The organism is Amycolatopsis sp. cmx-8-4, assembly GCF_046548675.1.
GTDB lineage: Bacteria > Actinomycetota > Actinomycetes > Mycobacteriales > Pseudonocardiaceae > Amycolatopsis.
Genome location: NZ_JAEBDZ010000007.1, coordinates 396,650 through 411,245, shown reverse-complemented (window position 1 = coordinate 411,245; position 14,596 = coordinate 396,650). Strand labels below are relative to the sequence as shown.

The following is a 14,596-nucleotide window of genomic DNA, read 5'->3' as shown; positions in this document are numbered from 1 at the left end:
GGGGTCCTCAGCTCGTCACCCGTCCGGAGGGAAGAACGGCGTGAGACTGCCGGTCAAGCTGACGTCGGCGTTGTTCGCCTGCGTCGTCCTGCTCGGGTCCCTGACCGCCGCGGTACCCGCCGAAGCGGCCGCGATCTCCTGCACCGACACGGATCTGCCGGTCACCGGGCCCGGGCTGCCGCCGCTCGTGCCGGGCGCGCCGGCGTCGGTGCACGGTCGGTTGTGCCTGCCCGCCGGTGCCGTGCCGGACGCCGTCCAGCTGCTCGTGCACGGCGGCACGTACAACAGCGCGTACTGGGACCTGCCGTACCAGCCGGAGCGCTACTCCTACCAGCGCGACATGGCCTCGCACGGCTACGCGACGTTCGCCGCGGACCAGCTCGGCGCCGGCGGCAGCAGCCGCCCGCTCAGCCTGCCGCTGACGGTGCAGGCCGAGGCGGAGGCACTGCACGAGGTGGTCGGCCACCTGCGCGCCGGGCACGCCGGCGGCGCCGCGTTCGCGAAGGTCGTCATCGTCGGGCACTCGGTCGGGTCCGGGGTCGTCGCCGTCGAGGCGGGGACGTACCACGACGTCGACGGCGTGATCCTCACCGGCATCACGCACCTGCCCGCGCTGCCGGTGCTGGCCCTGGGCGCGGCGCTCGGGCTGCAGCCGGCGTTGCTCGACGGCCAGCTGGCGCACCTGGGCAGCGACCCGCTGTACTTCACGACGCGGCCGGGCGCGCGGGCCGGGCTGTTCTACGCGGCCGGCGACGCCGACCCGGGCGTGATCGCGGCCGACGAAGCCACGAAGGACCAGGTCTCGGTGCCGGGGATGGGCACGGTGGCGTTGTTCGGCATCGTGCTGCCCGCCACGTGGGGCATCACCGTGCCGGTTTTCCAGGTGGTCGGCGAAAAGGACGCGCTTTTCTGCGGGCTGCTCGCGCTTCGCGACTGTTCGAGCGCGGCGACACTGCGGCCCCAGGAGGCGCCGTATTACCGGGATCCGTCGAAACTGTCGATGTTCGTGCTCCCGGGCGCGGGGCATTCCGTTGCCCTGCACCAAAACGTCGGACTGTACCGGGACGCCACCCGATCGTGGCTGCGTGACCGGATCGGCGTAACCGCACAGGGTTATCACTCGATTGGATGAACACTGATCAGTGCGCGTGACGCCTTTTCGCGCCAAGATATATCGGTTCCCCGAGCCGGAGTGCGCACTAGACCCTTGGACAGGCTGAAGTGACTGCTCCCCATCCCCGCGGCGGCGCCCCGCGCGCGAAGCCGTCCGCCGAACGAGCGGCCGGACGGCTCCGTACCCTCGCGCGCAAGTGGGGCTACCTGGTCAGCACCACGGCGTACCTGCCGCACACGCCCGACGAGATCGAGCAGGAGCTGTCGATCCTCACCGGCCGGCTCTTCGAGGCGGTCGCGAGCGACCCGCCGGGTGCCGGCGAAGCCGCGGCGGCGGGCGGGCGCCTGGTCGAGCTGCGCTGCGTCGGCCCGGAAAGCCTGCGCCGCAGCATGGAGGTGCTCGGCAAGGGCCTGCTGCGCGAGCCGGAGCTGCACGGCGTCGCCAAGCTGCCCGAGCGGGTCGTGCTGGTGCTCGGCGCGCTGAGCTCCGGCTACAGCGAAGCGCTGCGCGAGGACATCCAGAAGCGGCAGGAAGGCCTGAGCCGCGCGTTGCTGAAGGTGGAGCAGGAGACCCGGCGCAAGCAGGTCGTCACGCGCGCGCAGTTCGAGGAGGTCTTCGCCGGCTCGGCCAGCGGCGTCGCGGTCTCCGACCTGGACGGCCGGGTGCTGCGCGCCAACCCGGCGCTCGCCAAGACGCTCGGCCGCGCGCCGGCCGAGCTCGCCGGGCGGACCCTGTTCGAGTTCGTCCACCCCGACGACGTCGAGGTGCTGCGCGAGGGCTACGCGGACCTGCTGTCCGGCCGGCTGCACCGGCTGCGGGCGGGCCGCCGGCTGGTCGGCCGGGACGGCGAGCCGATGTGGGCCACGTTCGTCGCGGCGGTGGTCCGCGACGCCGTCGGCGAAGCCCAGCAGCTGATCACCCTCGTCGACGACGACACCGAAGTGGCGCTGCTGCAACGGCGGCTCAGCCACCAGGCCCTGCACGACGTCCTCACCGGGCTGCCCAACCGGCAGTTCTTCGGCACCCGCCTGGAGAACGCGCTGCGCGAGGCCGACCAGGCCCGCGGCGTCACGCTGTTCCACCTCGACCTCGACGGCTTCTCGCTGATCACCGGCGGGCTCGGCCAGGACCTCGGCGACAAGCTCCTGCGCGGCGTCGCGGCGAAGCTGGAAGTGGTGTTCGAGGCCGAGGACGCGCTCATCGCGCGGATCGGCGGCGACGAGTTCGGCGTGGTGGTGCGCAACGGCGAGGACACCCCGGACGTCGGGACCATGGTCCGCCGGATCAACCACGAGCTCGCCGAGCCCGACTACGTCGACGGCCGCCACGGCGTCGCCCTCTCGGCCAGCATCGGCGTCGTGCACCGGCCGCCGCGCGACATCGCGCCGGCCGAGCTGCTCCGCGCGTCGGACCTGACACTGCGCCGCGCCCAGCGCGCGGGCAACCAGTGGGGCCTGTTCGACCGCGAGCTGGATCACCGTGACCGCCACGAGTTCGGCCTCGCGGCGTCGATGGCGGGTGCCTGGGAGAACGGCGACGTCGAGATCGCGTACCGCGCGCTGGTGAACCTGGCCGACGAGGACGAGCCGGCCGCGATCGAGGCGCGGCTGCGCTGGACCCACCCGGTCGAAGGCGAGCTGTCGCACGAGACGTGCGTGCGGCTGGCCGGGGAGACCGGGCTGGCGCTGCCGCTGGGCACGTGGCTGCTGCGCACGGCGGCCGAGCACCTGACGGCGGCGGGCATCGAGGTGCCGCTGGTCGTCGAGCTCGGCCCGCACCAGGCCGCGGACCCCGACCTGGTCGGCGAGGTCCGCGGCGTGCTGGCCGACACGGGCATGCCGGCGGACCGCCTCCGCCCCGGCTTCCCGGCGTCGACGTTGCTCGCCGAGACGGGCGACGCGGTCGACAACCTGAAGGTGCTCGCGGAGATCGGCATCCCCGCCGAGATCCACGCCTTCGGCGCGGCGGGCGACGTCACGTTCCTGGCGGACCTCCCGATCCGCACGGTCCGCGTCGCGCCGTCCCTGGCGGCGCGCCGGAACCACCCGCTGGTGGAGCGGTCGCTGGCCTCCCTGATCGAGGTGGCCCACCTGACGGGCGCGAAGGTGACGGTGGCCGGGGTGGAGACGCGCGAGCAGGCGGCGTGGTGGCGGGAGCGGGGCGTGGACTACGCGTCGGGCCCGGCGTTCGCGGACCTGCCGGACGGCTTGGCCGACTGAACGATGTCGCGGGTACGACCAGCCCTGGCGGGGACTTGCGCGGTGGCGCGGGTGGTCGTGAGTGGTAATTCGGGTTAGAACCCTCATTGCCACTCACGAGCAGCGGGCGCGACGGTGGCGGGGGTGGAGACCGCGCGGACCTGCTACCCGGCCTGCGCCCTCAGATCCGCACCAGCACCTCGTCCAGGGACTTGCGGCGCAGGTCCGGGACCACGCAGTCGTCCGCCGGGTAGCCGACCGGGATCACCGCGAACGCCCGTTCGTTGCGGGGGCGGCCCAGCAGGTCGCCCAGGAAGCGCATCGGGGACGGCGTGTGCGTGAGCGCGGCCAGCCCGGCCACCTGCAACGCCGTCAGCAGCATGCCGACCGCGATGCCCACCGACTCGTCGACGTAGTAGTGCTTGTGGACGCCGCCGTCCTCGTCGACGGCGAACCGCTGCTGGAACACGACGATCAGGTACGGCGCGTCGGTCAGGTGCGGCTTCACCGCGTCCGTACCCAGGGGCCGCAACGCGTCCAGCCACGCCTCGCCGAGCCGGCCGTCGTAGGAGATCTTCTCTTCGGCTTCCGCGGCCTCGCGAATCCGCCGGCGCACCGCGGGGTCCGACACGAGGACGAACGTCCACGGCTGCTGGTGCGCGCCGCTGGGGGCGGTGGAGGCCACGGCGATCGCGTCGAGCACGGCGCCTTCGGGGACCGGATCGGGGGAGAACATCCGGACCGAGCGGCGCTGCTCCATGCGCTGCCGGAGTTCGGCAACGTTCGACGTGGCTTCGGCGGCGGGCAGGCGGGCGGGCCGGTAGGGGACCGGGTGATAGGTCATGCCCGGAATTGTGGCGGGGAACACCCTCGGCGCAGCAGGGCCGAACGTACGATTTCCGGCCCAGCGACGTTCGACCAGCGGACAGTTAGGGCGGCCTTGCCTTCGATATTACGCCGAAGAGCGCAAGGTAAGTAGGCCGTTCGGTCCTGTCGCGTGAAGTGACCCCGTCATTACTCTCCAGTAGAACGAAGTGGTGCCGATCACAGCCGTTCACAGTCGCCGGAGGAGGCCCCATGGCGTCGCGCGTCCGACAACCGGTCTCCGAAGACCGGCGCGATCCGCGGCTCAGGCACATCACCGGCTGTCTCACCTGCACCCTCAAATGCGCGTACTGCGGTCTCCCGGTCCGGCTTGCCGGGCCGGGCGACCACCCCGGCTACGGCGTCGTCGAACAGATCGCCGGCGACGGGCCCACCCCGGACCTGGTGCTGCTGCACCGGTTCTGCCGCAGCGCACTCGGCCGCTGCCGGACGCGGGGGTGCGTGCTGCGGCGCGCCCACCTCGGCCGCGCGACCGAACAGTACGAAACCGGCCGCCGCCGCCCCGGGCGCTACCAGCGCCTCGGCGTCCGCCGGTCGCCCGACCTCGATCTGTACCGGAAACACTGGCGGGTCGCGAAGATGCGGTACGCGTGCAAAGCGTGCCGCTACTACACCGGCTCGCACTGAGCCGTCCCCCAGCGCCTTCCCGCCACGCACGTCACGGAGGACTCGTGCTCGTTCGCCTCATCCTCGGTCTGCTCATGACCGTCGTCGGTCTCGCCGTCGCCGGCAAGCGGGTGGTCTTCCTGTACCACCTGATCAAGGCGGGCCAGCCCGACACCAAACGCTCCGACGACCTGGGGGCCCGCGTCTTCGCGCAGGTGCGCGAGGTGTTCGGCCAGCGCAAGCTCCTGAAGTGGTCGGTGCCCGGCCTGGCGCACCTGTTCACGTTCTGGGGCTTCGTGATCCTCGCCTCGGTGTACCTCGAGGCGTACGGCGCGCTGTTCGACGAGCGGTTCGCCATCCCGTGGATCGGCCACTGGGCGGTGCTCGGCTTCCTGCAGGACTTCATCGCCGTGATGGTGGCCGTCTCGCTGGGCGTGTTCGCGGTGATCCGGATCCGGCAGGCGCCCGAGCGCAAGGACCGGGCGTCGCGCTTCTACGGCTCGCACACCGGTGGCGCGTGGCTGATCCTGATCATGATCTTCAACGTCGTCTGGACGATGTTCTTCTTCCGCGGCTCCTCGTCGGCGTCCGGCAACTTCCCGTACGACTCGGGCGCGTACGTCTCGCTCGGCGTCGGGAACCTCCTCGAGCCGCTCGGGCACGCGACGACCGAGGTGCTCGAGACGCTCGGCCTGCTGCTGCACATCGGCGTCATGCTGGTGTTCCTGTCGATCGTGCTCTACTCCAAGCACCTGCACATCTTCGTGGCGCCGATCAACGTCTCGGCCAAGCGGCTGCCGGACGCGCTCGGCCCGCTGCTGCCGATGGAGTCGGCGGGCAAGCCGATCGACTTCGAGGACCCGGGCGAGGACGACACGTTCGGCCGCGGCAAGATCGGCGACTTCACGTGGAAGGGCCTGCTGGACTTCTCGACGTGCACCGAGTGCGGCCGCTGCCAGTCGCAGTGCCCGGCGTGGAACACCGGGAAGCCGTTGTCCCCCAAGCTGCTCATCATGGGCCTGCGCGACAACATGTTCGAGGAGGCGCCCTACATCCTCAGCGGCGAGGAGCACGCGGACGCCCGCCCGCTGGTCGGGACCGAGGCCGACAACGGCGTCATCGACCCGGACGTCCTCTGGTCCTGCACCACCTGCGGCGCCTGTGTCGAGCAGTGCCCGGTGGACATCGAGCACGTCGACCACATCGTCGACATGCGCCGCTACCAGGTGATGATCGAGTCGGCGTTCCCGACCGAGCTCGGCGGCCTCTTCAAGAACCTGGAGACCAAGGGCAACCCCTGGGGCCAGAACAACTCCGAGCGGCTGACCTGGACGAAGGACCTCCCGTTCGACGTCCCGGTGTTCGACGGCGAGCTGGCCGACGACGTCGAGTACGTCTACTGGGTCGGCTGCGCGGGCGCGTTCGACGACAACGCCCGCAAGACCGTCCGCGCCACGGCGGAGCTGCTGCACATCGCCGGCGTGAAATACACCGTGCTGGGCAAGGAGGAGTCCTGCACCGGCGACCCGGCGCGGCGCGCGGGCAACGAGTTCCTGTTCCAGATGATGGCCCAGCAGACGGCGGAGACGCTCAACGCCGTGTTCGAGGGCCGGGAGCCGCGGCTGCGCAAGATCGTCACGACGTGCCCGCACTGCCTCAACACGCTCAGCCGCGAGTACCCGGACCTGGACGGGCACTACGAGGTCGTCCACCACACCCAGCTGCTCAACCGCCTGGTCCGCGGCGGCCAGCTGACGCCCGTCAAGGCCGCCGAGGACGGCCCCAAGGTGACCTACCACGACCCGTGTTACCTCGGGCGGCACAACAAGGTCTACACACCGCCGCGCGAGCTGGTCGGCGCGACGGGCGCCACGCTCGAGGAGATGCCCCGCCACGCCGACCGCGCGCTGTGCTGCGGCGCGGGCGGCGCGCGGATGTGGATGGAAGAGCAGATCGGCAAGCGCATCAACCTCGAGCGCGTCGACGAGGCCATCGCCACCGACGCCGAGACGATCGTGACCGGCTGCCCGTTCTGCCGCTCCATGCTCACCGACGGGCTGGTCCAGCGCCAGAGCGAGCAGAAAGCGGAGAACGTCGACGTCCGCGACGTCGCCCAGCTGCTGCTGGAGCGGGTCAAGGCGCCGGAGGCCGCGCCGAAACCCTGACCTTCGCGTATCTTCCGCCCGTTTCCCGGCTCTGTCCGGAGTCGGGAAACGGTGGGAGGGGCGATGGGACAACGGGAAGCGGCGACGGTCGAGACCGTCGGCGGCGCCGTGGCGAGACTGGCGGTGCGCCGCGGCTCGTGGCTGGTCGGGCGCGGGCCGGACGCGCACCTGAGGCTGTATTCGGACCGGGTGAGCCCGCGGCACGCCTGGCTCCGCCGCGACGCGCGCGGCACGTGGGTGGCCGACGCGGGGTCGCGGGCCGGGACCCGGGTCAACGGGGACGCGCTGGCCCCGGGCCGGGCCCGGCTGCTGCGCGACGGCGACCGGCTGGAGTTCGGGCCGATCACCGCCGTCTACAGCGACACTGCGCCGGCGGACGAGGCCGCGCCGCCGGTGTTCTCCAAGGTGGTCCGGACAGCGGGGACCGGCCGGGTGGCGCTGGTGCTCGGTCCGGTCCTGGTGGTGACCGGGTTCGGGCTGGGTGCGTCCAGGCTGCTCCGGTACTTCGCGGCCGGACCGGAGGTGGGCCTGGGCGGCACCCTGCTGACCGTGGGCGTAGTGGTGACAGTGCTCGGGCTGGTGCTGGCTAACCGTCCACAGTGGAAGTGACCACCGCGGGCTTCGTGGTGTCCGCCGGGGTCTTGCTCCCGAGTTCCGCCGTCGGCACCCGGTAGGTCTCGCGGGCCGTCGCGGCGGCGATCGCGGCCACCACGCAGACCGCCGCGGTGAAGATGGAGACGCCCAGCCAGTCCGACTTGCCGGAGCCGATCGCCGCCACCACGCTCGGGGCGAAACCCGCGACCGCGAAGCCGATCTGGGTGCCGATCGCCATGCCCGACAGGCGGACGCGGGCGCTGAACATCTCGCCGTACAGCGACGGCCAGACGCCGTTGACGCCCGAGTACGCGACGCCGAACAGGACGATGCCGAGCACGAACAGCAGCGCGTACGAGCCGATCGAGATCGACCACAGGTACGGGAAGATCAGCACGCCGCAGGCGAGGCAGCCGGTGATGAACACCGGCTTGCGGCCGACCCGGTCGGCGAGCCGCGCCAGCAGCGGGATCGCCGCCAGGGCCACAATGTTCGCGAGCACACCCACCCACAGCATGGGGGTGCGCGCCAGGCCGATCGTGTTGACCGCGTAGCTCAGCGCGAAGACGGTGAAGATCGTGCTGACCGAGGCGATCGTCGCCGCGACGATCACGCGCAGGACGTCGGCCCAGTGGGTGCGGAAGAGGACCGCCACCGGCAGCTTCGCGACGTCGGTGCGGGCGAACACCGGGGTCTCGTCGAGCTTGCGGCGGATGACGAACCCGACGACCACGACGGCCGCGCTGCACCAGAACGGGATCCGCCAGCCCCACGTCAGCAGGTCGGCCTGGGGGAGGGCGGCGACCGGCAGGAAGATCGCGGTGGCCAGGATCTGCCCGGCCTGCGTGCCGCTCAGGGTGAAGCTGGTGAAGTACGCGCGACGTCGCTCCGGGGCGTGTTCGAGCGACATCGAGTTCGCGCCGGCCTGCTCGCCGGCCGCGGAAAGTCCCTGCAGCAGGCGGAGAACGACCAGCAGGATCGGCGCGAGCACGCCCACGGTGGCGTAGGTCGGCAGGCAGCCGACGGCGAACGTCGAGAAGCCCATCAGGAGCAGGGTGAACACCAGGACGCGCTTGCGGCCGAAGCGGTCGCCGACGTGCCCGAGGATGAACGCGCCGACCGGGCGGGCGGCGTAGCCGACGCCGAACGTGGCCAGCGCGAGCAGGGTGCCGGTCGCGGGGGAGGAGGCGGGGAAGAAGACCTTGTTGAACACCAGTGCGGCGGCGGTGCCGTAGATGAAGAAGTCGTAGTACTCGAGCGCACTGCCGATCCAGGCGGCCAGCGCCGCCTTGCGGGGCATCGATGCGGTCACGGGGTGCTCCTGACGTCCGTGCTTCGTTGCTCAGAGTCGGCGGGGAAGCGGTGCCAATGTACGATCTGGTTAGTTAACACAGAGTGCGAGAAGGCGCCCTGAGTGTCAAGAGATCCTTTTCGGGCGGCTCGTCGCCCGGGCCGGCATGTCGCGGCCGAAGATCGCCTGGAAGCAGTGGCGGCTCGCCGACCGGATCACGCAGGACGAGCTGACCGGCAGGTGGATGTCCAGCGGGTCTGCCTACGCGCGGAACTGGCCGGTAACTGTGAACTCACTGGTTCGTACACTGACCCGGAGGAGTGCTCTCGTCCGAGGCATGGTCGTGCTGCAGGCCGCCCGGAATGCCGCGTCACGCGCGAACTCGGTGCCGCACGACCGTGACGAACACGGCCGGTTCCCGCATTTCTTCCGCGCTCGCGGGCGCGCGCGTGTTCTTCGACGTGGTCCGGCGGAGCAGTGGCCGGCGCGGTTTCGGCGTCGTCGACGCGCCGGTGCGGACGGCCGCGCGCCGCGCCCACCGGCACCCGGTCCCACCAGTCGAAACGCTCGTCGAACCGCCGCCCCGGGACGCTCCCGGGCCGGATTTCTTTCGCCCGTGCCGGGATATTCCGGCGTGTCGGAATACCCGTTCGGGCCGGTGAAAAACGTCCGGGACGCCTTCCTATTCGGACGACTTCCGCCACCTTTCTCACCGGCGCCGGTAACGGTGCGACTACTCCCCGTCAGAGTGCCTGGAGCGATTACAACGTCTTGGCAACCGCCTTGACAGGGCCTGTGGTACGTACCACTCTAACCCCAACATTGGTCTACACCATTTGGGGCGCCTGGCCACCGTGGCCGGGCATCGAAAGGACGGCAACGAGTGAAACGCTGGCTCAAGCTGGCGGCGGGCGCCGCCGCACTGACCCTCGTGACCGCGGGCTGCGCGGGTTCCAGCGGCACTGACACCGCCGCTTCGTCGAGCGGTGCTCCCGCGCAGATCACCGGGGACGTCACGGTCTGGCTGATGACGGGTTCCGCGCCGGCCACGCTGACCGACGCGCTCAACAAGGAATTCGAGGCCGCCCACCCGGGCGCCAAGGTCAAGTACGAAGTCCAGCAGTGGGACGGCATCCAGCAGAAGCTGACCACCGCGCTGGCCAGCGGTGCGCCGCCGGACGTGATCGAGATCGGCAACACCCAGACGGCGGCGTTCGCCTCGCAGGACGGCGTGCTGACCGACCTGACCGCCGACAAGGACAGCTTCAACGGTGCGCAGTGGCTGAAGGGCCTCGCGGACTCGGGTGCCTACGACGGCAAGACCTACGGCGTCCCGTTCTACGCGGCCAACCGTGAGGTCATCTACCGCAAGGACATGTTCGAGCAGGCCGGCATCACCAAGACGCCGACGTCGAACGACGAGTGGATCGACGCGATCACCAAGCTGAAGACGAAGTTCGGGTCCGACCCCGACTTCCAGCCCTTGTACATGCCGGGCCAGAACTGGTATGCGCTGCTCTCGTTCATCTGGGACAACGGTGGCGACATCGCCCAGGCCGACGGCAAGAACTTCAAGGCGACGCTGGACAGCGCCGGCGCGAAGGCGGGCCTGGACTTCTACAAGAAGCTCGTCGACACCTCCGGCACCAAGGCGCCGAAGGACGCCGACGAGGCCAAGCCGCAGCAGGCGACCGTCTACGGTGCCGGCAAGGTGGCCATGATGATCGGTCTTCCGTGGGAGCTGCCGACCGCGGCCAAGACGGACCCGAGCCTGACCGCCAAGACCGGCGCGTTCGCGATCCCGAGCAAGACCGCCGGCCAGAGCGCCCCGGTCTTCCTGGGCGGCTCCAACCTGGCGATCCCGGCCAACAGCAAGAACGTGGCCGCCGCCAAGGAGTACATCAAGCTGCTCTCCAGCCCGAAGTACCAGAGCCAGCTGGCCGCCGCGGGCGTCGTGCCCGGCACGTCGACCGACCTGACCGGCCTGGACAAGGACCCGCTGGGCACCGTGATGGCGAAGGCCTCCACCAACGGCAAGGCCGTGCCGGCCAGCCCGAAGTGGGGTGACGTGGAGTCCGGCCAGAATCCGGTCAAGGACATGCTGACCGCGTACCTGACCGGCAAGAAGACGCTCGACCAGGCGACCGCCGACGCCAACGCAGCGCTGAACAAGCTCATCGGCGGATGACAGCGACCGCCAATGTGACGATGCCGGCGGGGGCGACCCCGCCGGCATCGCCGCGCGCCACGCGGGCCAAGAAGCGCAGGAAGGGCCGGTTCGGCGACCGGATCCTCCCGTACCTGCTGCTCCTGCCCGCGCTCGCCGCGATCCTCGTGCTGCTCGCCTGGCCGCTGGTCCAGGTGCTCGCGATCAGTTTCCGCAAGCTCGACATCGGCCAGCTGATCTCCGGCAAGACCGTGTGGATCGGCTTCGACAACTACACCAACACGCTGTCGGACCCGGAGTTCTGGACCATCACGGTCCGGACGCTGGTGTTCACCGTGTCCATCGTGGCCGCCACCATCCTCGGTGGCCTGCTGCTGGCCGTGCTGATGCGCCACCTCGACCCGGTCGTGCGGATCATCGTGCAGGTGACGCTCGTGCTGGCCTGGGCGACCCCGGTGATCGCGACGACCACGGTGTTCCAGTGGATCTTCGACGAGCAGTACGGCATCCTCAACAAGACCCTCGACCGGCTGGGGTTCCACAGCTTCATCGGGTTCTCCTGGTTCTCCAGCGGCCCGAGCACGCTGTCGGTGATCGGGCTGCTCATCGTCTGGCAGGCCGTGCCGTTCGTGACGTTCTCGCTCTACGCGGGGCTCATCGGCGTCCCGCGCGAGCAGTACGAGGCCGCCGGCATCGACGGCGCCGGGCCGTGGCAGACGTTCCGCGCGGTCACCTGGCCCGCCATCCGGCCGATCACCACCATGGTGACCTTCCTGTCGGTGTTGTGGGACTTCAACGCCTTCGCCCAGATCTGGGCGATCCGCGAGGGCGGCCCGGACGGCGGGAGCACCACGCTGGCCGTCGTGCTGTACCTCAAGGGCATCGCGGGCAACCACTTCGGCGCGGCGGGCGCGATCGCGACCCTGATGCTGATCGTGCTGGCGCTCATCACCGGCCGGTACATCCAGCTGCTCACCCGGACCAAGGAAGGTGATCTGGCGTGAAGAAGCCGCTGTCACAGCGAATCGTGCTCTCGGTCGTCGGCCTCCTCGTGGCGCTGGCGGTCGTGTTCCCGACGTACTGGATGTTCGTCACGTCGCTGCGCACGCCCGGTGAGATCCTCTCGCCCAAGTACGACCTGATCCCGACGTCGTTCTCCTTCGGCAACTTCGCCACCGCGCTGACCAAGGACAACTTCCCGACCTACCTGCTCAACAGCCTGATCGTCACGGTCGGGTCGGTGCTGTGCGCGCTGGTCGCGGGAACACTGGCGGCCATCCCGCTCTCGCGGCTGCGGTTCACCGGCCGCAAGGGCTTCCTGGTCCTGGTCATGGTGGCGCAGCTGGCGCCGGTGTCGGCGCTGTTCATCCCGCTGTTCCTGCTGATGCGGGACGCCGGGCTGCTCAACACCCTGCCGTCGCTGCTGCTGATCTACTTCGCCACCACGCTGCCGTTCACGGTCTGGATGCTCTACGGCTTCGTCAACGGGATCCCGTACGAGCTGGAAGAGGCCGCGATGATCGACGGCTGCAGCCAGACCGGCGCGTTCCGCCGGGTGACACTGCCGCTGCTCGGGCCGGGGCTGGTCACGACGTCGGTGTTCAGCTTCATCACCGCGTGGAACGAGTACCTGTTCGCCCTCGTGTTCATCAGGGACAAGCAGAAGGAGACGCTGCCGGTGTGGCTGGCGTCGTTCCGCACGGCGTTCGCCACCGACTGGGGCGGCGTGATGGCCGCGTCGGTGATCTACGCGATCCCGGCGCTGGTGTTCTTCCTGATCGTGCAGCGCAAGCTCGTGTCCGGCGTGACCGCCGGCGCCGTGAAGGGGTAGCTGTTGTCTTCACCCGAGAAACTCGCCGAGGCCGTCCTCCTGCCCGGGTTCGCCGGGACCACCGCACCCGGCTGGCTGCGCAGACGCGTCGCCGACGGGCTCGGCGGGGTGATCCTGTTCGGCCGCAACGTCGTCGACGACGAGCAGGTCGCCGCGCTCACCGCTCAGCTGCGGGGCGAGCGTGACGGCGTCGTGGTCGGGATCGACGAGGAGGGCGGCGACGTCACCCGCCTCGACGTCGGCACCGGGTCGTTCGTGCCGGGGCCGCTGGCCCTCGGCGCGGCCGACGACCCGGAGCTGACCACGGCGGTCGCCGCCGCGCTGGGCGAACGGCTCGCGGCCTGCGGCGTCACGATCAACCTGGCGCCGTGCGCGGACCTGACCCTGGCGGCCGAGGACCCGATCATCGGCGTCCGGGCGTTCGGGTCCGATCCGGTGAAGGCGTCGCCGCATGTCGCGGCGTACGTCACCGGCCTGCAGAAGTACGGCGTCGCGGCGTGCGCGAAGCACTTCCCGGGCCACGGCGCGGCGACCGAGGACTCGCACGTCGCGCTGCCGGTGCTGCCGCGCACGCCGGAAGAGCTGCGCGAGATCGAGCTGGTCCCGTTCGCCGCGGCGATCCGGGCCGGCGTGCGCGCGGTGATGACCGGTCACCTGGTCGTTCGGGCCTGGGGCGACGAACCGGCCACGCTCAACCGGGTGGCGCTCACCGGCGTCCTGCGCGGCGAGCTGGGCTTCACCGGCGCGATCATCACCGACGCGCTGGAGATGGGCGCGGTGTCCGGCGCGTACGGCCGCCACGACGGCCTCGGCCACTCGGCGGTCCGGGCGCTGATCGCCGGCGCGGACGCGCTCTGCATCGGCGGCGCGGCCTTCGAGGCCGACGCCCTGGACGCCATCAACGCGGCGATCGTGGCCGCGGTGGCGTCGGGGGAGCTGCCCCTCGAACGGCTGGCGGACGCGGCGTCGCGGACCGCCGCGCTGGGCACGGACCCCGCGCCGGCGACGGTCGGCCCGGTCGACCGCCGGCTCGGCCTGGAAGCGGCCCGCAAGGCCCTGCGCGTCACCGGTGAACCGCGGCTGGACGGCCCGCCCCTGGTGGTGGACGTCCAGACCGAGCCGACCATCGCGGCCGGCCCGATGCCGTGGGGCCTCGGCGCGCACCTGGCCGAGCTGGTGCCGGGGACGCGGGCGATCACCGCCGGCCCGGACGACCTCGACGCGATCCTCGAAGCCGCGCAAGGGTTCTCGAGCGTCGTCGTCGTGACGCGCGAGGCGCACCGGCACCCGCGGGTGCGGGAGCTGCTGGCGGCGTTGTCCACTGTGGACTTCATCCGCGTCGAGACGGGCGCGCCGGGACCGGTCACCGGGGACGGCCCGCGGCTCGACACGTTCAGCGGCTCGTACGTCAGCCTGCGCGCGGCGGCCGAGTACCTGGCCTGAGGTTCGGAACGGCCAACACAGCAACCGGAACGGCCAACACGCCGACCGGAACGGCCAACACAGCAACCGGAACGGCCAACACAGCAACCGGAACGGCCAACACAGCAACCGGAGCGGCCAACACGCCGGCAGGCGGTTCGCCGACGGGCCCCGCGTGCCGTGTTGGCCACTCCGGGCGGCGTGTTGGCCGCTCCCGTCATCGTGTTGGCTGTTCCGGGCGGTGTGTTGGCCGTTCCGGAAGGGGAGTGCCGAACGCTGGGACCGACGCCGGGGCCTGTCCTTTTTGCCGCATCTCCATGAGC

The 14,596-nt window shown here is 70.9% G+C and carries 12 protein-coding genes; 9 read left to right on the top strand and 3 right to left on the bottom strand.

The genetic code is table 11. The annotated features are described in order from the left end of the window. Positions 1–40: 40 nt before the first annotated feature. Both ACLJQZ_RS18050 and ACLJQZ_RS18045 read left to right on the top strand, forming a co-directional pair. Positions 41–1,132, top strand: coding sequence for an alpha/beta hydrolase (locus tag ACLJQZ_RS18050; RefSeq protein WP_410621134.1), 1,092 nt, complete (start codon positions 41–43; stop codon positions 1,130–1,132). Positions 1,133–1,221: 89 nt separating this feature from the next. Next, the gene (locus ACLJQZ_RS18045) at positions 1,222–3,333 is read left to right on the top strand and encodes a putative bifunctional diguanylate cyclase/phosphodiesterase (protein WP_410621133.1); all 2,112 of its coding nucleotides are present in this window, start codon (positions 1,222–1,224) and stop codon (positions 3,331–3,333) included. A 160-nt stretch (positions 3,334–3,493) separates the two neighbouring features. Here the strand turns inward: ACLJQZ_RS18045 and ACLJQZ_RS18040 are convergent, their stop codons facing one another. Continuing rightward, a complete protein-coding gene (locus ACLJQZ_RS18040) occupies positions 3,494–4,156 on the bottom strand; it encodes a nitroreductase family protein (RefSeq protein ID WP_328456200.1) in 663 nt (220 codons plus the stop codon). A gap of 233 nt (positions 4,157–4,389) precedes the next feature. Between ACLJQZ_RS18040 and ACLJQZ_RS18035 the strand changes: the two genes are divergently transcribed. The 3 genes from ACLJQZ_RS18035 to ACLJQZ_RS18025 all read left to right on the top strand — a co-directional run bounded on the left by ACLJQZ_RS18035 (position 4,390) and on the right by ACLJQZ_RS18025 (position 7,577). Next, positions 4,390–4,824, top strand: coding sequence for a hypothetical protein (locus tag ACLJQZ_RS18035; protein ID WP_247052531.1), 435 nt, complete (start codon positions 4,390–4,392; stop codon positions 4,822–4,824). 44 nt (positions 4,825–4,868) lie between these two features. Continuing rightward, the gene (locus ACLJQZ_RS18030; RefSeq protein ID WP_410621132.1) at positions 4,869–6,968 is read left to right on the top strand and encodes a (Fe-S)-binding protein; all 2,100 of its coding nucleotides are present in this window, start codon (positions 4,869–4,871) and stop codon (positions 6,966–6,968) included. A gap of 63 nt (positions 6,969–7,031) precedes the next feature. Continuing rightward, on the top strand, positions 7,032–7,577 hold the full coding sequence (locus ACLJQZ_RS18025; RefSeq protein WP_410621131.1) for an FHA domain-containing protein: 546 nt from the start codon (positions 7,032–7,034) through the stop codon (positions 7,575–7,577). Here ACLJQZ_RS18025 and ACLJQZ_RS18020 read toward each other — a convergent pair. Together ACLJQZ_RS18020 and ACLJQZ_RS18015 are read right to left on the bottom strand one after the other, a co-directional pair. Beyond that, complete coding sequence (locus ACLJQZ_RS18020) at positions 7,555–8,874, bottom strand: MFS transporter (RefSeq protein ID WP_410621130.1); 1,320 nt, start codon at positions 8,872–8,874, stop codon at positions 7,555–7,557. The two genes, ACLJQZ_RS18025 and ACLJQZ_RS18020, sit on opposite strands and share 23 nt — an antisense overlap. 105 nt (positions 8,875–8,979) lie before the next feature. After that, positions 8,980–9,099, bottom strand: a complete 120-nt coding sequence (locus ACLJQZ_RS18015; protein ID WP_410621195.1) for a hypothetical protein — start codon at positions 9,097–9,099, stop codon at positions 8,980–8,982. 637 nt (positions 9,100–9,736) lie between these two features. On the opposite strand from ACLJQZ_RS18015, the gene ACLJQZ_RS18010 reads away from it, so the two are divergent. From ACLJQZ_RS18010 to ACLJQZ_RS17995, 4 genes are read left to right on the top strand one after another with little or no spacing between them, the layout of a single operon-like run. After that, positions 9,737–11,041 carry a sugar ABC transporter substrate-binding protein gene (locus ACLJQZ_RS18010; protein ID WP_326950380.1) on the top strand — a complete coding sequence of 435 codons (1,305 nt, stop codon included), beginning with the start codon at positions 9,737–9,739 and terminating at the stop codon, positions 11,039–11,041. After that, positions 11,038–12,024: a carbohydrate ABC transporter permease gene (locus ACLJQZ_RS18005; RefSeq protein WP_410621129.1), complete on the top strand. Its 987-nt coding sequence runs from the start codon at positions 11,038–11,040 to the stop codon at positions 12,022–12,024. The genes ACLJQZ_RS18010 and ACLJQZ_RS18005 overlap by 4 nt, the downstream gene beginning before the upstream one ends. Beyond that, complete coding sequence (locus ACLJQZ_RS18000; protein ID WP_410621128.1) at positions 12,021–12,851, top strand: carbohydrate ABC transporter permease; 831 nt, start codon at positions 12,021–12,023, stop codon at positions 12,849–12,851. The genes ACLJQZ_RS18005 and ACLJQZ_RS18000 overlap by 4 nt, the downstream gene beginning before the upstream one ends. A 3-nt stretch (positions 12,852–12,854) precedes the next feature. Then, on the top strand, positions 12,855–14,294 hold the full coding sequence (locus tag ACLJQZ_RS17995; RefSeq protein ID WP_410621127.1) for a glycoside hydrolase family 3 protein: 1,440 nt from the start codon (positions 12,855–12,857) through the stop codon (positions 14,292–14,294). Positions 14,295–14,596: the final 302 nt, after the last annotated feature.

Excerpts from the sequence above, each read along its gene's own strand:
- ACLJQZ_RS18025 (WP_410621131.1), top strand. The coding sequence starts at position 7,032 with ATGGGACAACGGGAAGCGGCGACGGTCGAGACCGTCGGCGGCGCCGTG.
- ACLJQZ_RS18035 (WP_247052531.1), top strand. The coding sequence starts at position 4,390 with ATGGCGTCGCGCGTCCGACAACCGGTCTCCGAAGACCGGCGCGATCCG.
- ACLJQZ_RS18005 (WP_410621129.1), top strand. The coding sequence starts at position 11,038 with ATGACAGCGACCGCCAATGTGACGATGCCGGCGGGGGCGACCCCGCCG.
- ACLJQZ_RS18040 (WP_328456200.1), bottom strand. The coding sequence starts at position 4,156 with ATGACCTATCACCCGGTCCCCTACCGGCCCGCCCGCCTGCCCGCCGCC.